Here is a 21,070-nt window from a genome sequence, read left to right on the forward strand (position 1 = left end):
CCTAATGATAAATGGATTTTTTTGTTTTATGAATTAAAACTATGGCTTTTCTATTAAAATACTAACAGCGTTTCCGCCAAAGCCAACCGCATTAATCAAGACTTTTTTAATTGGTTTGTCTTTAGTTATTCTTTTTGAGAAAGGAGTTTCGACAAAAATATCATGTTCCATCATTAAAAGCGCAAGCTCTAAACTCAATATTCCGGAAGCTCCAAAAGTGTGTCCAATTTTCCATTTATTAGTCGTCAACAAAGGCTGTTTGGAACCAAAAACTTTTTCAATTGCACGAAGTTCTGTCAAATCGCCTTTAATTGTTCCTGGCGCATGCATCACAATAACATCTACACTATCTAAATCGGTATCTTTTAAAGCCATTTTCATAGATTTCTGAAAACAGTCAGCTTCCGCCGAAATTGAAATATTATGTTCTAAAATTTCAGTTGCATAACCCACTCCTGTAACATACGCAATCGCATTTTCTTTTTCTCCAGATTCTAGGCAACAAACTGCAGCGCCTTCGCCCAAAATCATCGTGTTTTGCGTTTTCTCAAAATCAAAAGCAAGATTGGGCCAAGAATCGCTTTCTTGATCGATACGCGAATATATTTTTAGCGCACGCATCTGTCCGATAGTAAAATCTGTAAGAGGCGCTTCACTGCCTCCTACCAAAAACTTATCAGACATTCCTGATTTCAACCATGCTACACCATTTAAAAGTGAATGTAATGCTGTTGAACAAGTTATTGAATGTGAAATTTCAGGTCCATCACTTTGCAAATCGTGTGCAATCCATGAAGAAATATTCCCCAAAGTTGTTGTAGGTGATGCTAAAGTCTGTGCCTTTCCAGTTTCGATATACTCTTTATAATGTTTTTCAAACAAATCTGTAGCACCTCTTGAAGATCCAATGTTTATACCAAAAACATCTTCGGAACTCCAACCTGCATTTTGAACTGCTTTTCGTGAAGCAGCCAACGCAAACAAAACTGAATCGTCTAAAAACTTATATTTAGGATCTGATTCCCGTATTTGAGCAATCAATTCCTTTGAATCCGTACTCAAAGCCGCAATAAAAGTATCTTGCTGATCTAAAAATTGTTTAGTAAAACAATGTTTTCCGTCTAGATATTTTTTCCAAACTTCATCTTTATTGCTTCCTAAAGGAGAAATAGATGAAAAAGCTGTTATGGAGATTTTTTGTGTATTCACATTATTTTATTTAACCGCAAAGTTCGCAAAAGTTTATACAAAGTTCACAGAGTTTCAAAGTAAAAAATAAAACCAGATCATTACCTAAATAAACCTAGAGAACTAGACCATTTCAATGGCTTCTTCAATTATTTTATATACTTTTTGAAGCTGTTCATTAGTCATAATATAAGGCGGAAGAATGTAAACAATGTTTCCAACTGGACGAAGAACTACTCCGTTTTCAATGAAAAAATTATAAAGCTTTGTTCGCATCGACCCGTAATAACTTTCTTCTGAATCTGATTTAATTTCAACTGCAAAAATAACTCCCAATGTTCTGGCGGTAATTACTTTCGAATGGTTTTCTATCTTCTTTTGAAATTCTAAATGACTCGCATTAATTCTTTCAATGTTGGCCTGCATTTCCGCAGTTTGCAATAAGTCTATACTTGCCAATACTGCAGCACAACCTGTTGGATTTGCAGTAAAAGTATGCCCATGAAACAATGCTTTATTAATATCATCATCATAAAAAGCATCAAAAATATCTTGCGTAAAAGTCGTAATTGCCATAGGAATAGTTCCTCCAGTTAAGGCTTTAGACAAACAAATCATGTCTGGCTCTTCAGAAACGTAATCCATTGCAAATGTTTTTCCTGTTTTACCAAAACCAGTCATAACTTCATCAGCAATTGTCAGCACTTTATTTGCCGCACAAATCTGAATTAATTTTGCCAGCGCTTCTGGTTCATACATTACCATTCCTGCCGCACCTTGCACCAATGGTTCAAATATAAAACCGGCACAATTATGATTTTGAATTACATTCGTCAAAGCATCAAAACTTGCCTGTTCCTGTCCTTTTATCGGCACCGGAATTCTAACAACATCAATAAACATTCCCTGAAAAGCCTGTGTATAAAAAGAGATTCCGCTTGCCGCCATTGCCGCAAAAGTATCACCATGAAAAGCATTTTCGAAAGCAATTATAGTAGTACGCTTTTCATTTTTATTGAAAAAATATTGTAAAGCTACTTTTATCGCTACCTCGACTGCGGTAGAACCATTATCAGAAAAAAAGATCTTCTGTTGGTTTTTCGGTAAAATTTCAATCAGCTTTTCTGCTACTTTTATGGCTGGTTCATGTGTAAAACCGCCAAACAAAACATGCTCTAGAGTTGTTAATTGCTTATAAACAGCATCGGCAATAAATTTATTACTGTGTCCAAAAGGATTTACCCACCACGATGCAATTGCATCAATATATTCTTTACCGTTTTCATCCCACAATAAAGCGCCTTCACCTCTAGAAATTGCAATTGGAGTTTGAGCTGTTTTGTGCTGTGTATAAGGATGCCAAAGATATCGGCTGTCTTTTTCTGTTAAAGTCATAGTGGTGACATGTTTTTACGTTAGAAGTGAAATGAAAGCATTTTGCTTTTTACAAAACACATTTTACATTTTTAATAGATTCTCTCGAAACAAATCAGCATATTCGCGAATTACATTTTGATCAAAATAAGGTTCTTCGTCGATTCTTCCAATGAACTTAATCCCTGTTCTGTCTAGAATTATACTTTCTGTTGCTTTATTTTCGCTTCCGCTGAAGATAATTCCAGCAACTTCAAAACCTCGATTCTGAATTGCTTCAATCGTCAATAAAGTATGATTGATACTTCCTAAATAATGTCTCGAAACTACCACTATTTTATATTCCGGCTGAATTAAATCAATAATAGAATCTTTGTCATTTAAAGGAACAAAAATACCTCCTGCACCTTCAATAACTAAATGATTATTGGTTTTAGGTTCCTGAATTTGCTCTAAGTCAATTTTGATCCCGTCAATCTCTGCAGCTAAATGCGGACTTGCAGGCGTATTCAATTTATAGCTGTTCTCGAAAATTTGAGATTTATTATTCGAGATTTTGATTTTGATTTTATGACTGTCTGAATTATCTAAATCTCCTGCCTGAACAGGCTTCCAATAATCAGCCTCTAAGGCTTCAACAATAATAGAAGACGCAATTGTTTTTCCAACATCTGTTGAAATTCCTGTAACAAATATTTTCATAATTTTCTTATTTCACAACTATTCAAAAAGTCATTTTAATTCTAAACAGCTATAGAATAATTTCAACAAAAGTACCAATAAAAACAAAACCCATCATGACGATGGGTTCTATTATTCGCTTATTCTTCTTTTAATTCATCTATGACTTTCTTAATTTCTCGAGCGTATTTTCCGTAAAAAAAATGTACCCACCATTCTAGAACTAATCCCATACTTAAAATAGAAGATGTAACTGCTGCAAAAACACTAATCAATTGAGAATTGCTAAAGTTTGCGATCTCAAATCCTGGATCTTGTGAAAAACGGTTGTATAAAAACCCAATTAAAAACAAAACAATAAAAGGAGTTAATGCAAATCCGAAGGTTTTATACAATTCCATGTTCAACCTAACATCAAAATAAGTTTCATACAAACTGTCTTTTGTTTTTAATGTAATGTTATTTAATCTTTTGTAGAACAAAAACAGCTTTACTAAATAGTACGCACAAACGGCCACAAATATGCTAAAGAACAAATAAAACGGCGCGATCCATTTTTCGGGAAAAGCGAATAAAAAAGGTGCAAATCCGTAAAGAATTACTGCTGCTCCCTGATAAAGCAATTCGTTTTTAAGATTCTTTCTAATCTTATCCAACGGTGTATTTGCTGACTCAATTTTTTCTAAATTATTAGGAACAACAACATTATCTGTCTTTTCGTTATTCCATGCGTTTTGTATATCGTTAAAATCCATATCCTTGATTTTTAATTATTTCTTTTAATTTCTCTTTTGCTCTGTTTAATTTCACTCTTGCATTTCCCTCTGATATTCCCAGATTCTCCCCAATTTCTTTATGAGAGAAACCTTCGAGCTGATAAAAAATGATCGCTTTATCAATTTTTTCTAATTTTTGAACCGCTTTATAAAAATGATCGATCTGGCTTTCTTTAATATGCGAATCTCCTTCATCTTCCTTGATGTTTTCAGAAGCGATTTCATACTTATCCACTTTACGTTTTTCCTTCCTTAAGAAAACAATTGCTGTATTTACCGCAACCCGATACATCCATGTCGAAAACTGACTTTCGTTTCTAAAAGAATCATACGATTTCCAAAGCTGACAAATAATCTCCTGAAACAAATCTTGTTGATCATCATGATTATCCATGTACATTTTAGAAACTTTGTATAGTATTCCTTTATGACTTTCGATCCGATTTAAAAATTCTTGTTCTTTTTCTTTCAAAATAATACTAATTCATTACTGGTTTTACTTTGTACCCTGCATTTCTTAACAAATTAATTACACCTTCTTCACCAGCCAAATGTGCCGAACCAACTGCTACAAACAGTGCTTCATTTTTCATCATATCTTTCATTTTCTTTACCCAATCTCTATTTCTGTCATCAAGAATAAATTTTTTAGTTTTTTTACTCATAACCTTTTCATTAACAAGATCACCATAAAGATCCATTAAATTTTCATTTTTATAGTCCTCTACCATTTTTTTAGTTTCCGCTTTACTTGCATCAGCCAAAGATTCGATCAGTTCAGAATCTGTGTAAGCATTAGAAAGCATATTCAACTGCCCTTTTACCGTTTCGAAACCACTAACGCCTTTCTTTTCTTTTAGAGCCAAATCTGTAAAATCTGATTCGTACGATTTCAATATTTCACAATCAAACGTTTTAATAGTAATCAAACTCATAACAGTTGCTAAATTTAAATTATCGACCTGTTGAACTTTTATACCTATCGCTTTTTGTAAAATTGAATCTAGTTTTGACAATTGTTCAGGCGTTAATTTTTTACTTAACAGCTCTGGAGATATTGCTAACTTTTGAGCATCTGCTATTTCATTTGGGTCAGAAAAATTGATTTCAATAATTAATTTATCTGATTTTTGAAATGCCTTCTTTGTTTTTTCCGTCAAAAAATAATCTGTTGGACAAATAGAATGAATTGTTCCGTACAAATAAGATGGTTTTGACAATCCATTTCCTGAAACCTCCCATAAAAGAGAATTTTCGAGTTTTAGAGATTTTGTTTGAGCTTGTGTTGTTCCACTAAAAACTAATGTGATTGCTGCTATTGCTGATGTAAATAAATTTTTCATTTTGCTGATTGTTTTTTGATTGATGATTATTTTATTGATTGACTTTTTTTGATTTGATTGATGATTGAAACCTGTTTATTGTTTGTTCCATTTTTTTCTCTGCCATAAAGCCATTGAAGCAAAAAATAAACAGATCATAACAAGAAGCAGATCTTTATCTGGTTTGTTTAAAATAAAACTGTTTACTAAAGAATAGCCAAGTCCAGCTGAAGTTAAAAAAGTAAATACGAAATGAAATATTTTTTCGCTGATTGAAGTTGATGTTGTTTTCATAATTGTTTTGATTTATTTGATTACGACTCGTAAGTAATCAAACATTCAAAACGTTACAAAAAATTTTTACTTTTTTTTAAACACCAATAAAACAAAGGGATTGGGAGTATAAAAAAATTTAAAACTGATTTCAATCAATCAAATTCAAACTTACATTTATTGCATTTATATCTGTGTTTTGAATAAATAGGAATCAAAACGAAAAGTAATGAGAGTGCAAAAGCCAAAAGTGTTTTTAGATCTTTTATCGAAGTTACCATTTCTATTTCTTCAGCATCGCAACGCGGACATTTAATCAACTCATTATTTTCATTTAGAGAAAATGGACTAATATCGGATAGAATTTTATTTGCTTTTTCAAAATCCTGACTTTTTACAAAAAGCTTAACGCCGCCAACCGCATTACTCCAAATAGGATTTGAATCAACAGTATTCATGTCTCTTAAATAGACATCAACACCTTCTGATTCAAGTTTACCACAAAAAACCTGAGCTTCATATGAATACTGATAACTTCTAACTAATTTAAAACCTTCTTCCATAATCAAAATATAAAACCGCTTAATAATTGCAGAACCTGATTAATTTCTTCTTCTGAATTGTAACTATGGATACAGAAGCGCAAGCGTTCTTGTCCTTCTGGAACTGTAGGCGAGAGTATTGGTTTTACATCAAAACCTTTATCTTGAAGCTGCTGCGCCAATTTTTTTACATTTTCATTCCCTGGAACAATGGCTGATTGTATGGCTGATTTACTTCGAACAAACATTGGTTTTAAACCCAACAAGTTTTTTTGCTGATTAAAAAATATGATATTTTGCCTCAACTTTCCAATTGTATCTTTTTCGATATTCAATTGCTGATAAGCGGTAAAAACTGTAGAAACAGAATGTGGCGACAATCCTGTTGTATAAATAAAACTTCTAGCGAAGTTTACTAAATAATCTTTAAGATCTACGCTTCCTAAAACTGCGGCACCATGACAGCCTAAACCTTTTCCGAAAGTCATAATTCGAGCAAAAATTCGATTATGCAATTGCAGATACTGTGTTAAACCTTCGCCTTTATCGCCAAAAACACCTAAAGTATGTGCTTCATCAACTACTAAATAACAATTATACTTTTCAGACAATTCTATCAATTCTTCTAGATTTGGACTGTCGCCATCCATAGAAAAAACCGTTTCGGTAACGATATAAATATTTGTATCGGGAAATTTCAGGATCAATCGTTCCAGATCTTCAAAATCATTATGATTAAACTTATACGATTTGGCATTCGACATAAGTATTCCGTCTCTAATAGAAGCATGACTTAATTCATCATACAAAATAACGTCATTTCGCTGCGGTACAGCGCTAAAAAAACCAACATTGGCATCATAACCCGAATTAAAAATTAAAGCCGATTCAGCTTCATGAAACTCCGCAATAAAAGTCTCAGTAACTTGATATAAGGAATGATTTCCAGAAATTAATCTTGAACCTGTTGCACCGTTTTGAATAATGTCATTTTCGATTAAATAATGGTGCGCTAGTTTAAAAATCGACTCTGATTTTGAAAAACCAATATAATCATTTGACGAAAAATCAACAAGATTATTAAAACTTGGTAATTGCCGTAACGAATTATTCTGCCTTCTATTTTCAAGCTTTTGAGCTAGTTTTTTAGGTAATTTCATAAAAGCAAAGTTATAAAAATTGAAGTCAATTTTAAATAAGCAGCAGGTTTGATGTTGGTTACAGTTTATAATTTAAATTTTAAACAATTGTTAATTATTTTTTTTTCTAATTTTAAAACGACAAACTAACTACCACTAATTTAATTATTTATTAAAAAGAAAAAAATGAAGACCATTTGTAAAAATTGCGAAACATCTAATTACTCCGACTTTAATTATTGCCCTAACTGCAGTCAGAAAATCAATTTACATCGTATAAATCCACACGAAATTTTTCACGAAGCTGTTCATTATTTTACACATGCCGACAAAGGTATTTTTCAACTTGTTAGAGACCTGACATTAAAAAGCGGTGTTGTAGCTAAAGAATATATAAATGGTAAAAGAAAAAAGTACTTTGCGCCGCTTAATTTTTTCTTGCTGGTTGCCGCTGTCTTTGTTTTCATTTCCAACATCCCAAAAGAAACACCTGCTATTAATGTTTCACAAGAAAACAAGGAACTCAGCGCCATTTCAGATCCTGTCCAAAAGGAAAAAATCGTACACTTATATGAACGAAAAGAAAAAATGACCCATTTCATGAGAAAATATTCCAACTTAATGGCAATGATGGCTTTGCCACTCACGGCATTCTTTTTCTGGTTGTTTTACAAAAAAGAAAACTACAACTATACAGAGCATTTGGTAGCAGGCATGTATATGTTAGGTTTTTGCATACTGGCCAATACACTTTTAATTTTGCCAATTTCCTTATTATTTCACCTATCGCCTAATTATCAAGCTTTACTTTTCCTGCTCTTTCAGCTCTTTTACTTTACGCTCTTTTATTACAAGTTTTTAAATAAAAGTACCAAACTTCAATTATTAAAAGCCTTTTCTACAAGTGCTTTCGGGATTATCTCTTGGATAATTATTTCGGGATTTACTGTAAATGCATATGTTTCAAGCGGTTTTTGGGGAATCCTATAACAATACACAATCATCAATATAACATAAACAAAAAAGCCAAACATTTCTGTTTGGCTTTTTCTTTATTATAAAATTGTATTTAGTCAACTAAAACAATTACTTTATTGTCTTTCATCTCGATAGTACCAGACGTGATCTCTAATGTATAAGTCTGATCGTTTACCTTCGTGAACTTACTCACTACTTCTTTAGAAAAGTTAAAACTTGGAGCTGCAATTTTTACAGTTCCCTTTTCTAAAATAGAAACAATAGGAGCGTGATTATTCAATATTTGAAAGCTTCCATCAACTCCCGGAACAGTAACTGATGTTACTTCTCCCGAAAATAATTTTGCTTCTGGTGATACTATTTCTAAAATCATAATTTTAATAATTGATAATTGATAATTGTCAATTGATAATTATCAATTGAATTATGCTTCAGCTAACATTTTTTCTCCAGCTTCGATTGCATCTTGAATAGAACCTTTCAAGTTGAAAGCTGCTTCTGGAAGGTGATCTAACTCACCATCGATAATCATGTTGAATCCTTTGATAGTATCTTTAATATCTACTAATACTCCAGGAATACCTGTAAATTGCTCTGCTACGTGGAACGGCTGAGACAAGAAACGTTGTACACGACGTGCTCTTGATACAGAAAGTTTATCTTCTTCAGATAACTCTTCCATACCTAAGATCGCAATAATATCTTGAAGTTGTTTGTATTTTTGAAGAATTTCTTTTACTCTTTGTGCACAATCGTAGTGCTCATTTCCTAAAATTTGAGGAGTTAAAATTCTTGAAGTAGAATCTAACGGGTCAACCGCTGGATAAATACCTAGCTCAGCAATTTTACGAGACAATACAGTTGTAGCATCTAAGTGGGCGAAAGTTGTAGCCGGCGCCGGGTCAGTTAAGTCATCCGCAGGAACGTAAACCGCTTGTACAGATGTAATAGATCCTTTGTTTGTAGATGTAATACGCTCTTGCATAGCACCCATCTCTGTAGCCAAAGTTGGTTGGTAACCTACTGCAGACGGCATACGTCCTAAAAGTGCTGATACCTCAGAACCTGCTTGTGTAAAACGGAAGATATTATCAACGAAGAATAATACATCTTTACCTTGATCAGATCCAGCTCCATCACGGAAATACTCAGCGATAGATAATCCTGAAAGTGCCACACGTGCACGAGCTCCAGGTGGCTCATTCATTTGTCCGAAAACGAAAGTAGCTTTAGACTCTCTCATTCCTGGCATATCTACTTTAGATAAATCCCATCCTCCATTTTCCATAGAGTGCATGAAATCATCACCGTATTTAATAATTCCTGACTCTAACATCTCACGAAGTAAGTCATTTCCTTCACGTGTTCTTTCACCTACTCCTGCGAATACTGAAAGTCCACCGTGACCTTTTGCAATATTGTTGATCAACTCCTGAATCAATACTGTTTTACCAACACCTGCACCACCAAACAATCCAATTTTTCCTCCTTTTGCATAAGGCTCGATCAAATCGATTACTTTGATACCTGTGAATAAAACTTCAGATGAAGTTGATAAATCTTCAAATTTAGGCGCTTGTCTGTGAATTGACAAACCGTTTTCTCCTGTTTTTGGCAAGTTTCCTAAACCATCAATTGCATCTCCAATTACATTGAATAATCTTCCATATACATCTGGACCGATTGGCATTTGGATTGGATTTCCAGTTCCAACTACTTCATATCCTCTGCTTAAACCGTCTGTTGAGTCCATAGAAATGGTACGAACAGTGTTTTCACCGATGTGAGATTGTACTTCTAGAACTAACAATGTTCCGTCTTTTTTAGTGATTTCTAGTGAATCATAAATTTTTGGAAGTTCAACATCCTTACCGTTGAAAACTACGTCAACTACTGGTCCAATGATTTGAGCAACTTTTCCTATTACTTTTGACATTACTTATGTGTTTATTAAATAGCTATTTAGGTTTATCGAAAATACCTCTTTTTTCAGAGCGCAAAGATAATTTTTTAAAATATAAAATCAATATTTTTTTTATAAAAAATAGCATGATTTTGTTTGATTCTAAAAATGAGGCCTTCAAACTCCCATTTAAAGCATTTTTTATTCAACTAAAAAAAGCCGCTGCTTTTAAAAAACAAACGGCTTTTAAATTAAAAAAAATGGTTCTATGGCAATACTGCAGGATATAAAATTGGATAATTACCCACATTTACTCCTTTTAAATTTGATCCATACTTAGCATTAATAGCTTCAATAAATTTATTTGCTATAAATGCATATCCTCTTGGCGAAGGATGAACTCCATCTAAAGAAAAAGTTCCTCCTGTTACAAATGTTGATGCCATTGTAAAACTATTCGCAGAAATTCCTCCTTGATCAATTTGTTTCATAATTGCATTTGCATCTACAAAAGCAAGACCTTTAGACTCTGCAATAGATTTTATAGTTGCATTAAAAGCATTTGTCGCCACTTCAAGTTCTGCAACTTCAGTTGGTATCAAAACATATTTATCTTGCAAAGGATACGTAATTCCAAAATTATTCAAAGGAGCCGGTGGAGCAACTCCTATTCCTGAATTTTCAGCTGTAGGTGCTGTTCCAATAGCTGATTGCGTAGTTAAAAGAACTAAATCAGTCTTAGTTGCTTGACGCGCCTGACCAAACACATTACCATAAAAAGCTGCAGTCTGAGCTCCAAGTGTAGGCGTAAAAGCCGCTGTTAATTGCGCCGACAAGTTTGTAAGCGATTCATCTTTTATCAATAATGGATTTGCCACTGTTGTTGACAGCAAATTAATTCTTGATCCCGCTCCAAAAGCTGTCAAAGCTTGTTTTAGCGGACCATACAATTGAGCATTCAATGCGCTTATTGTAGCTGTACCAACAGCAGCATTCCCTTTACCTATAGCAGAAGCCGTTAAAGGATTATAAGGAACAGTCTTAAAAAACGGAATTGATGTTACATATGGAATATTTGCCACAACACCTTTTGCTCCTCCCGAGGTTAAAGTAGTTACTAAAGCCGCATATGTTCCATCAAAACCAACACCCGCAGCTCCAGAAGCCGGCGTAATTGGGTTCGTACCATCTCCTCCAGTGGTTGCATAACCTAAAACATCATTGTTACCAATCCATAAAGAAAAGAATGTTGGCGTTTGACTCATTGCGTAAGCAAGAACAGAAGTTGTTCCATTTGGAGCAAATCGCACATAATAAGGATTTGCCGTTCCGTTCGCTAAACCAGCCGGCGCTCCATAAGTTGGAGACAGTAAATGAAAACTTTTTGCACCAGGCACACCCGTATTATTATAAGGACCAGCAGCTGCAACCGCAGGATTCATCACTTCTGTTGTTGGAGTTCCACTTACAGGATCAACTGTCGAACTAGGATGAGTTGGAGAAACTGTAGTATTAAAATAGAGCCTCGGACCAAATGCTATATTGGGCTGTCCGCCAAAAAGCAAACCACCAATATTATCATTAGTATAAGGAATTTTAAATTCCCCTCCTCCAACAAGTTTAAATTGCTGCGCCATTATATTGGTATACGCTCCTTCTTGTCCCTTTTTAAAAAGAGCACCATCACTAAAACCAGACGTTAAAGAATTCCCTAACGCAACGTATTTAGAGAAATTAGCAGAACCAGATGTCAAAGGCAATCCGTCTGACGAATCAACAACGGTTACTGCATCGTCATCACTATTACAAGCCATAAAGGTCAAAGAAACCAATAAAAGCCATTTGAAATTTTTTATCATAATTTTTTATATTTTAAAATTATCTGTTTCTAAATACACTTTCAGAAACATAAATAACGTGTTTGACTTAATAGTTAATAATCAATTATGGATTAATAGTCCATGAAACAAAATACTGCTGCCCGATTAATCCAGCTCCAATTACTTGATAGTATTCTTTACCGCCAATATTAGCAGCTCCAAGTTTTACAACAGATTTCAATTTTGGAATTCCGTAATTTACCTGTGCATCTATTACTGTAGCAGATTTGATTGTACCATCAGCGAAGCCAGACTCCCATTCGTACTCACTATTCCATCTTCCGCTTACATTAAACCCGAAATTTTTAAATACTTTCTCATTACCAATAGATAGTTTAATTCTATGTTTTGGAGTATTAAATCCTGCCTCAAAACTTGGGTCTTTTTCTTGATCAAAATCAAATTGAGCATAATTGTAGTTCACACCTAGTTCATAATCAGCTATTATTTTTTTAGTAAGCCCAACTCCAACTCCAAATGAATGTATCTCCACATCTGAATTGGTATACAATTGATACACTCTATATTCTCCATTTTGAATCGCTCTTACCGATTGAACTCCTGGATCTGTAACTCCTCCTGCAAGATTTGGATTATCTTGTGCTGTTCCGTAGAAAGGAGAAATCACATTTAAATTACCAATGAAGTTATTGTAGATATTATAATAACCGTTAAGATCGATTGACATACCATTAAAAACAGAACGATATCCCAATTCAAAAGCTTTTACTTCTTCTGGTTTCACATAATTTGCCCTTGCTTTTTTCAACAATGCTGCCGCCGCTATTGGATTGCTTCCCGCCATTGCCGAAAAAGCATTAACTGAACTTGCTAAATAAGAATTACCATAAGCGTCAAGACCTGTCATGTTCTTAGTCGTACTTCCGCCGCTGTAAGCCTGACCTTCTGCACTTAAACTAAAAGTTTCACTAAATCTAGTTAAGTTATCTGGAGCAGATCCAATCAATACTGCGTTTCCAATATTAAATCCGATATACTGATCTTGAGTTGACGGATTTCTGAAACCTGTCTGGAATGAAGCTCTAATATTATGATTTTTCTTCTCTCCTCCTGAATATACTAAAGATAAACGCGGCGAATAATTACCGTCAAAGTTTTTAGATTTATCATAACGAAGTGAACCCGTGAACTTCAATCTATCTTCTAAGAATTTCTTCATTAACTGAGCATAAGCACCATACTCATTATAATCAATCGGCCCATTTGCATCTGTATAAATTCTACCATGAGAATTAAGCTCATAAGCTCTAAACGAACCTCCTACTTGAATTTCGGCAAATTTTATCAAATCTCTAAAATTATAATTTGCATCAGAATGATAAATTCTAGAATTATCAACCAATCTTGAGCCTGAACGAACATCTGGATCAGCTATAACTTGATTAAAAGCATTTTTAAATTCAGCTGTACCTGGCATAAAACGACCTGTATCTGCCGTAGCTCTTCCCACAGCATGCGCCTGTTGCGGCGTCATACCAGCCAACGTTCCTTGAATATAAGCTCCAGCATATTGGCCAAACCAAGTATTATCGTCTTTCCATTTTCTATTTACATTAATACCTGTAAAAACCATATCATAAGAATGCCCACCATCCTCAGATGTCGTATATCCTCTCACAAAAAAGTTCTTTCCTTTAACTTCTAATTTATGCTGCTGCATAAAAAAATCGTTCAAATAATATCTATTTCCTCCTTGATAAACCGCATTACCTGTACCAAATTTACTTTGCCAGATAATTTCCAATCTCTCATCCCCAAAAGGCCTTCCATGAAAAGAGAAATCAATTTTTTTATTTGCTGCCTTATTATTAGTTAAATCAATTTCATTATATCCTGTTCTACTAACATTTGAATCAGGCAAAAGATTAGATGCTCCTGCAGGAATCAATCCCATTGCTTCTAATTTTTTACCTACTCCTTTAATATTTGTCGAAGCCTCATCACCATAAACATTAATACCATCATAACTAGGATCAACTCTACCGATATTTCCTCTAGTCTTATCATCATAATTTGTTGCATACCAATCGGTAGCCTGCATATAGGTAAAGTTCGCTTTTGCCGCAAAGTATTTATTAAAAGCATGCGCAAATCGAATACCAAAATCATAATACCCGTTTGTGCCCGCAGCCTCTTGCGAAGTCACACCGTATTTAAAATAAGTCGAAACGCCTTGATAAGTAAATGGACTTTTACTATTCATAAACAAAATTCCATTAAATGCATTTGCTCCATACAACGCAGAAGACGCTCCCGGAAGAAGCTCAACACTTTGTACATCAATTTCCGAAACCCCAATCATGTTTCCAAGCACAAAATTCAACAACGGAGATGAGTTATCCATACCATCTACCAATTGCATAAAACGTGTATTAGCAACTGAAGCAAATCCTCTAGTATTAATCGACTTAAAAGTCATACTACTAGTATTCATCTGTACTTCTTTTAAATTTTCCAACCCATCATAAAAAGATGGTGAAGCCGTTTTTTTGATGTCCTGAATACCCATTCTTTCAATAGTAACGGGAGACTCAAAAACGCGCTCAGGTGTTCGAGAAGCAGAAACGACTATCTCATCAAGCTTAGTCTCTTCATCTTTTAAGATTACATTTACTTTTTGATTTGCCGATGTAACACTAATAATTTTTGTTTCAAATCCTACTGCAGAAACCTTTATAGAAAAAGGCAGTTTAGCTTTAGTAGTCAATTTAAACGATCCGTCAAAATCAGTAGACGCACCACTGTTTTCTCCAGCAACAACAACATTAGCACCAGGAATAGATTGTTTGTTACCATCTGTAACCGAACCTGTTATTGTATTCTGCGCAAAAGATATTCCGCTGAACAATAACATAATTAGCAAGTAGACTCTCATTGGGTTAGTTTTTTCGTTAGTATATAGCCAAAATACACAAATATTTTAATATGCATAAAAAAACGTTAAAAAAAATTAATATTTACTACGTATTTATGCAATATTTTAACTATTTGCTAATTGAATTTATTAGAATAAAAACAAAGAAAACCTAAAGAAAAACCAATTTACTATGCATACATATTAATTTTTATCAAAAAATTGAAAAATTCACAAAAATACATAGGCTGAAAAAAAATTTTGACAATAAAAAAAAGCGAGACCTAAATTTCGCTTTTTTAACATTATTGATATTTTAAAAATATACTTATTCCACCGTAACAGATTTTGCTAAGTTACGCGGTTGATCAACATTACAACCTCTCATAACTGCAATATAATAAGAAAGCAATTGCAAAGGTATTGTAGTAATAAGCGGCGACAATGCATCTGAAGTTTCTGGAATTTCGATTACATAATCTGCTAATTCACGAACTTGTGTATCACCTTTAGTTACAACAGCAATAATTTTACCGCTGCGCGATTTAATCTCTTGAATATTACTTACAATTTTATCATAATGACCTTGCTTAGGCGCAATTACAATAACCGGCATATGCTCATCAATTAAAGCAATTGGACCATGTTTCATTTCTGCCGCAGGATAACCTTCAGCGTGAATATAAGATATCTCCTTAAGCTTTAAAGCACCTTCAAGTGCAACTGGGAAATTATATCCTCTTCCTAAGTAAAGACAGTTTGGTGCATCTTTAAAAGCCGCAGCGATTTCTTTTGAACGATCATTTGTTTCTAAAGCCTCAGCAACTTTTTCAGGAATTAATTCTAATTCTTGTAAATAAGCATGGAAATCAGGATTTGACAACGTACCTTTTGCTTTTCCTAATCTTAAAGCAATCATTGTTAAAACTGTGATCTGAGTTGTAAATGCCTTTGTAGAAGCCACTCCAATTTCTGGTCCAGCATGTGTATAAGCACCCGCATGACTTTCTCTTGAAATAGAAGAACCTACAACATTACAAACTCCAAATACAAAAGCTCCGTTTTCTTTAGCCAGCTTAATTGCCGCCATAGTATCTGCTGTTTCTCCTGATTGAGAAATAGCAATTACAACATCATCTTTATTGATAATTGGATTTCTGTATCTAAATTCAGAAGCATATTCTACCTCTACAGGAATTCTTGTAAACTCCTCAAAAATATATTCTGCTACTAAACCTGCATGCCATGAAGTTCCGCAGGCAACAATTAAAATACGTTTTGCATTCAGGAATTTCTCCAAATTATCTTCAACACCAGCCATTTGAACGATTCCTTCATTTGCATGAAGTCTTCCTCTATAAGTATCCTTAATTACACTTGGCTGCTCGTAGATTTCTTTTAGCATGAAATGATCGTAACCGCCTTTTTCAATTTGCTCCAAGTTCATTTGAAGCTCCTGAATATAAGGATCTACTAAAGAATCATCTTTGATTTTTCTAATTTTAAGCGGTTTATGCAATCTAATATTTGCCATTTCACCATCTTCTAAATATACTGCATTTGAAGTATATTCAATAAATGGAGACGCATCAGAAGCGATAAAGTACTCACCTTCACCTACTCCAATTGCTAATGGACTCCCTAGTCTTGCAGCAACAATTTCATTTGGATTCTTTTTATCAAAAACTGCTATCGCATAAGCTCCAACAACTTGATTCAAAGCCACCTGAACTGCTTTTCCAAGTTTTAAATTTTCGTTTTTCTGAACTTCCTCAATTAGATTAACCAAAACTTCTGTATCTGTATCAGACTTAAAAGTATAACCTCTTTTAATCAGCTCTTCTTTTAAAGGAGCATAATTCTCGATAATACCGTTATGAATAATTACTAAATCACCAGAATTAGAAGCATGAGGATGTGAGTTCACATCATTTGGAACACCGTGAGTTGCCCAACGAGTGTGTCCAATTCCAATATTTCCATTAATTGTAAAACCTTCTTGCGCTTTAGCTTCAAGATCTGAAACTTTACCTTTTGTTTTACAAATTTTAACTCCTGCCTCGTCATCGTACAACATAACGCCGGCGCTATCATATCCTCTGTACTCAAGACGCTTTAATCCTTTTATAACTATAGGATAAGCCTCTCTATGACCGATATACCCAACAATTCCACACATATATATTTATTAATTTGGTTTCGTGTAGTAAACCTCAAGCCTCAATCTTTTATCGTCTGGTACCGAAGACTTTCCTCCATATAAAATAGTTCCTAGCGGATTCATAACTGACGCTCTTGGCGCTTGAGAGATATTCTCATTCTTATTCTTTAAAAAATTCGAAGTCGAAATCGCTATACTCTCCGTTACAACCAATCCTAAATCAACATTTTTGGCTGTTTTATCTTTTATAAGATTACGGATATGTTCTGTAATTCTAATTTTATAGTTTTTTCCTCTTTTATTATCATCAAGGTTAATCATACCTCCATAAATATACTTAGCCGTTTTAGGATCTGAGGTTACAAGATTTGAAGTTCCATCAGCAAGATAATCTACAACTGGAACATTATTAGTCAAATCATACAAATAAACTCTTTTCGGCTCCCTAGTTCCTGTCATTTTATCGGCATCGATATTAAATACCAAATTTGCTTCGTTAACTTTCCAATTTTTTGCTCTGATCTCTTCAAGTTTTGCAGCAAAATCAGTAAGTCTAATAATTGCAAGCGAACCTTGACCGCCTTTTACGTAAAGCCTTTCGTCTCCTTCAGTTTTATTTATATTTGCTGTTGTAATAGCATTTTGATAATTAGCAGCTTTTAGATCTTGAAGTAAATTGACATTTGCACTAGAATTTGCAGGATTTACAATTGCCATTGTAATTGTTCTATCTTCTTTCTCTGTATCAGCATCTGTCGTACTTGCCGTTTTAGCTTTATAAGTAATTACAATTTTCCCTCCTGAAAAATCCAACAAAGCCATATTACCAGGACTTCCATCAGCTTTTTCAACAGTAAAGTACAAACCTCTAAAATATTCTTGAAATAAATCAGCAGCAGAAAGTTTTGAAGCCGGGGCGTTCAATATTTTTTGTTGAAAATAAGCGGTATTCAAATCCAAACGCATTTCTGGCGCAGTATAAGTTGTCGTTTCTTTTCCTGCTGCATCTGTTGTCTTATCCACATATTCTGCTGAACTAAAAAAGAATTGATCGTTTTGCAAAACATTAGTTGAATTGTTTAAACGAGATCCAACTTTATACTGATTAAAAACATTATTTTCATCTGTGTAATAAAACTGTGGCAATGAAACTCCATTACTAACATACGAACTGCGCATTTGAACGCCAGATTCATAAACACTTAACTTAAGTTTTCCTTCTGTCGGTCCGTAAATAGAATCTAAAGTATAAGTATGAGTTCCATCACTATTAGTCGTTTTCAACTTCTTAAAATAAGGAATACTTAGTCTCACACTTGTAATTACAGGCTCTTCACCAACAACTATAGGATATGGATTCGTTGTAGCAAAAGTTACTTGTGTAGCAAAATTAGCAGTCGTTGTTCCAAAAACAGGATTATCATAAATACCCAAAGCATTTACCGCCAAAACATTTGATTGAATAGGCGTAACCTCCTGATTAAAGGCTACAACATCATATTTTTCAGACTCAAGTCCAAAATGATCATCACCAATTAAATCATCTCCAATTGCATTAAAATCTTTATCGCACGAATATAAAAGAACAACCGTAAGAGCTAAAAGTATTTTCTTAATAAAAGAAGTATTGTACATGTTTAATAATAAAGTTAAAATTTAAAGTCCCATTTCTTTATAGAAATTTGTATACGCTTCAGCGAATGCATCTTTCGTGGCGAAAGGTAAAAAAGGTTTTCCTGAAGATTCTATAAATTTTGTTAAACTTGGAGAAACGTTTTCTGAAGCAATAATTACAGCATCAGAATGCAATATACTAGCTTTTAAGATGTTCTCATAGTTAGGAACTTCTAGATCTGATACAGATTCATGCGGAACTCCGTCAAACTTTACTTTGTTAATCATCTCCATATCTAGATTTTCATCAAAAGACTGACCATAAACTGATGTTACAATTTTTGTCTCAGAGAACAAAGCTTCATTTTTATAATAGTGCTTCATATAGATTGGCAGCATAGATGCCAGCCAGCCATGAACATGAATAATATCTGGAACCCAATTCAATTTTTTCACCGTTTCAACAACGCCTTTAGCAAAAAATATGGCTCTTTCGTCATTATCAGGATACAAAACACCTTCTTCATCAGCAAAAGTTGCTTTGCGCTTGAAGTATTCATCATTATCGATAAAGTAAACCTGAATTCTTTCTTTAGGAATTGAAGCCACCTTAATAATCAATGGCATATCTAAATCATTCACTACCAAATTCATCCCTGAAAGCCTAATTACCTCGTGTAATTGATGTCTTCTCTCGTTGATATTTCCATATCTTGGCATGAAAATTCTTATCTGACCTCCTTGATCGTTAATCATTTTCGGAACGTCATAAGACATTAAAGAAACTTCATTTTCAGCCAAATAAGGCACGACTTCAGATGATACATATAATATCCTCTTATCTTTCATAAATAGTATTTTACTTAATTTTTGGTAATAAAAACGTTGCAAAATTACAAAAATTTATGCAGTTATTAACTAATATATTATGTTTGCACTAAATTTTAATAATACCGCCATGCATATTTTCTACGGCAAAGTAGCTCTGATAGCCTATTTAAAAACTATCAAAACCGCAAATTCGACTATAGGATTTGTACCAACAATGGGAGCTTTGCACCAAGGGCATCTGGCTTTAATGCAGCGATCGCTAAAAGAAAACGACGACACTGTTGTAAGCATTTTCGTAAATCCAACACAATTCAACAATCCTGAAGATCTCGAAAAATACCCTCGAACTCTTGAAGAAGATGTGAAAAAAATGCGAGGATTAAGCGACAAAATAATTTTATACGCTCCTTCTGTAGATGATATCTATGAAGGACAAACAATTTCGCAGTCATTTGACTTTGACGGATTAGAAAATCAAATGGAAGGTAAATTCAGACCTGGACATTTTAACGGAGTTGGAACTATCGTAAAACGTTTGTTTGAAATCGTGACTCCAACTAATGCTTATTTTGGAGAAAAAGATTTTCAACAGCTGCAAATTGTTAAAAAACTAGTTGAGAAAAATGACCTTCCAGTAAATGTTGTAGGCTGCCCAATTTTCAGAGAAGACAATCTGCTTGCCATGAGTTCTAGAAATGAGCGATTGACTGCAGAAGAAAGAAAAGAAGCTTCAATAATCTACAAAGTTCTTACTGAAGCTAAAGAAATCTTTCAAAACAGCACCCCCGAAGAAACCATCAAATTTGTTGAAGAATCTTTTAAAGACAACAAAAGATTCGAACTCGAATATTTTGTCATTGCTGACGAATCTACATTATTATCAATCGATCATAAAATTAACGACAAAAAATACCGAGCGTTTATAGCAGTATTTGTTAATTCTATAAGGTTAATAGACACCATTTCATTTAATTAAATTACCTTTGCAACATGCAAATTCAAGTTATAAAATCAAAAATTCATCGAGTTAAAGTAACTGGAGCCGATTTAAATTATATTGGCAGTATTACTATTGATGAAACTTTACTAGAAGCTTCAAATATCATTGAAGGTGAAAAAGTAGCTATCGTTAACATTAATAATGGAGAACGTTTTGAAACTTATGCCATTAAAGGAGAAAAAAATTCAGGCGAAATTACACTGAATGGTCCAGCTGCTAGAAAAGTTCAAAAAGATGATATTATCATCATTATTTCATATGCAACCTTAGAATTTGAAGAAGCAAAAACCTTCAAACCATGGATTATTTTCCCTAATGAAAATGACAATTCATTAACCTAGGTTTCAACCTCAAATTATATCTTATTTTACTATTTGTCAAAAATTTATTTTGCACAAAGAGGACTTCTTTTGCCTGAACCCAAACAAACGCAAAAGCACAAATACTATTGCTTTTTTTAAAATCCCAAATTAATAAAAGAGCAAATAAAGTATTATATTGCCACACTATTTTCAATACTTTTTAATTCACTG

The 21,070-nt window shown here is 33.7% G+C and carries 19 protein-coding genes; 3 read left to right on the forward strand and 16 right to left on the reverse strand.

Annotation, left to right across the window (positions count from 1 at the left end; genetic code table 11):
• Positions 1–39: 39 nt before the first annotated feature.
• The 9 genes from NLG42_RS03815 to NLG42_RS03855 all read right to left on the reverse strand — a co-directional run bounded on the left by NLG42_RS03815 (position 40) and on the right by NLG42_RS03855 (position 7,316).
• A complete protein-coding gene (locus NLG42_RS03815; protein ID WP_257683046.1) occupies positions 40–1,209 on the reverse strand; it encodes a beta-ketoacyl synthase N-terminal-like domain-containing protein in 1,170 nt (389 codons plus the stop codon).
• A gap of 102 nt (positions 1,210–1,311) precedes the next feature.
• Positions 1,312–2,583 carry an adenosylmethionine--8-amino-7-oxononanoate transaminase gene (bioA, locus tag NLG42_RS03820; protein ID WP_257683047.1) on the reverse strand — a complete coding sequence of 424 codons (1,272 nt, stop codon included), beginning with the start codon at positions 2,581–2,583 and terminating at the stop codon, positions 1,312–1,314.
• Between the two features lie 63 nt (positions 2,584–2,646).
• Positions 2,647–3,264, reverse strand: coding sequence for a dethiobiotin synthase (gene bioD / locus NLG42_RS03825; protein ID WP_089057169.1), 618 nt, complete (start codon positions 3,262–3,264; stop codon positions 2,647–2,649).
• A 119-nt stretch (positions 3,265–3,383) separates the two neighbouring features.
• A complete protein-coding gene (locus tag NLG42_RS03830) occupies positions 3,384–3,998 on the reverse strand; it encodes a hypothetical protein (protein WP_099717956.1) in 615 nt (204 codons plus the stop codon).
• The gene (locus tag NLG42_RS03835; protein ID WP_089057171.1) at positions 3,988–4,491 is read right to left on the reverse strand and encodes an RNA polymerase sigma factor; all 504 of its coding nucleotides are present in this window, start codon (positions 4,489–4,491) and stop codon (positions 3,988–3,990) included. Before NLG42_RS03835 ends, NLG42_RS03830 begins: the two co-directional genes overlap by 11 nt.
• Positions 4,492–4,498: 7 nt before the next feature.
• Positions 4,499–5,362, reverse strand: coding sequence for a TraB/GumN family protein (locus NLG42_RS03840; protein ID WP_257683048.1), 864 nt, complete (start codon positions 5,360–5,362; stop codon positions 4,499–4,501).
• Between the two features lie 75 nt (positions 5,363–5,437).
• Positions 5,438–5,635: a hypothetical protein gene (locus NLG42_RS03845; RefSeq protein ID WP_089057173.1), complete on the reverse strand. Its 198-nt coding sequence runs from the start codon at positions 5,633–5,635 to the stop codon at positions 5,438–5,440.
• Positions 5,636–5,769: 134 nt separating this feature from the next.
• Entirely contained in the window at positions 5,770–6,177 is a 408-nt protein-coding gene (locus NLG42_RS03850) for a hypothetical protein (RefSeq protein ID WP_099717953.1), read from the reverse strand.
• Positions 6,178–6,179: 2 nt separating this feature from the next.
• On the reverse strand, positions 6,180–7,316 hold the full coding sequence (locus NLG42_RS03855) for an aminotransferase class I/II-fold pyridoxal phosphate-dependent enzyme (RefSeq protein WP_257683049.1): 1,137 nt from the start codon (positions 7,314–7,316) through the stop codon (positions 6,180–6,182).
• A gap of 165 nt (positions 7,317–7,481) precedes the next feature.
• Between NLG42_RS03855 and NLG42_RS03860 the strand changes: the two genes are divergently transcribed.
• On the forward strand, positions 7,482–8,285 hold the full coding sequence (locus tag NLG42_RS03860; RefSeq protein ID WP_257683050.1) for a DUF3667 domain-containing protein: 804 nt from the start codon (positions 7,482–7,484) through the stop codon (positions 8,283–8,285).
• Between the two features lie 79 nt (positions 8,286–8,364).
• Here the strand turns inward: NLG42_RS03860 and NLG42_RS03865 are convergent, their stop codons facing one another.
• The 7 genes from NLG42_RS03865 to NLG42_RS03895 all read right to left on the reverse strand — a co-directional run bounded on the left by NLG42_RS03865 (position 8,365) and on the right by NLG42_RS03895 (position 19,555).
• Complete coding sequence (locus NLG42_RS03865) at positions 8,365–8,646, reverse strand: F0F1 ATP synthase subunit delta/epsilon (RefSeq protein WP_089057177.1); 282 nt, start codon at positions 8,644–8,646, stop codon at positions 8,365–8,367.
• Between the two features lie 51 nt (positions 8,647–8,697).
• The gene (gene atpD / locus NLG42_RS03870) at positions 8,698–10,209 is read right to left on the reverse strand and encodes a F0F1 ATP synthase subunit beta (RefSeq protein WP_089053364.1); all 1,512 of its coding nucleotides are present in this window, start codon (positions 10,207–10,209) and stop codon (positions 8,698–8,700) included.
• Positions 10,210–10,442: 233 nt separating this feature from the next.
• Entirely contained in the window at positions 10,443–12,035 is a 1,593-nt protein-coding gene (locus tag NLG42_RS03875) for an SGNH/GDSL hydrolase family protein (protein ID WP_257683051.1), read from the reverse strand.
• Positions 12,036–12,120: 85 nt separating this feature from the next.
• A complete protein-coding gene (locus tag NLG42_RS03880) occupies positions 12,121–14,952 on the reverse strand; it encodes a TonB-dependent receptor domain-containing protein (RefSeq protein WP_089057180.1) in 2,832 nt (943 codons plus the stop codon).
• A 307-nt stretch (positions 14,953–15,259) separates the two neighbouring features.
• Positions 15,260–17,110 (reverse strand): glutamine--fructose-6-phosphate transaminase (isomerizing), encoded by a 1,851-nt coding sequence (gene glmS, locus NLG42_RS03885; protein WP_089057181.1) that lies wholly within the window; start codon positions 17,108–17,110, stop codon positions 15,260–15,262.
• Positions 17,111–17,119: 9 nt separating this feature from the next.
• Positions 17,120–18,727, reverse strand: a complete 1,608-nt coding sequence (locus tag NLG42_RS03890; protein ID WP_099717947.1) for a DUF4270 domain-containing protein — start codon at positions 18,725–18,727, stop codon at positions 17,120–17,122.
• A 21-nt stretch (positions 18,728–18,748) separates the two neighbouring features.
• Positions 18,749–19,555 carry a glycogen/starch synthase gene (locus NLG42_RS03895; protein WP_089053369.1) on the reverse strand — a complete coding sequence of 269 codons (807 nt, stop codon included), beginning with the start codon at positions 19,553–19,555 and terminating at the stop codon, positions 18,749–18,751.
• 79 nt (positions 19,556–19,634) lie between these two features.
• Here NLG42_RS03895 and panC point away from each other — a divergent pair, with 79 nt between their 5' ends.
• Positions 19,635–20,513 (forward strand): pantoate--beta-alanine ligase, encoded by an 879-nt coding sequence (gene panC / locus NLG42_RS03900; RefSeq protein ID WP_089057183.1) that lies wholly within the window; start codon positions 19,635–19,637, stop codon positions 20,511–20,513.
• Between the two features lie 14 nt (positions 20,514–20,527).
• Positions 20,528–20,878 carry an aspartate 1-decarboxylase gene (panD, locus tag NLG42_RS03905; RefSeq protein ID WP_017495920.1) on the forward strand — a complete coding sequence of 117 codons (351 nt, stop codon included), beginning with the start codon at positions 20,528–20,530 and terminating at the stop codon, positions 20,876–20,878.
• The last annotated feature ends 192 nt before the right edge of the window (positions 20,879–21,070 follow it).

This window comes from Flavobacterium plurextorum, assembly GCF_024638035.1.
GTDB lineage: Bacteria > Bacteroidota > Bacteroidia > Flavobacteriales > Flavobacteriaceae > Flavobacterium > Flavobacterium plurextorum.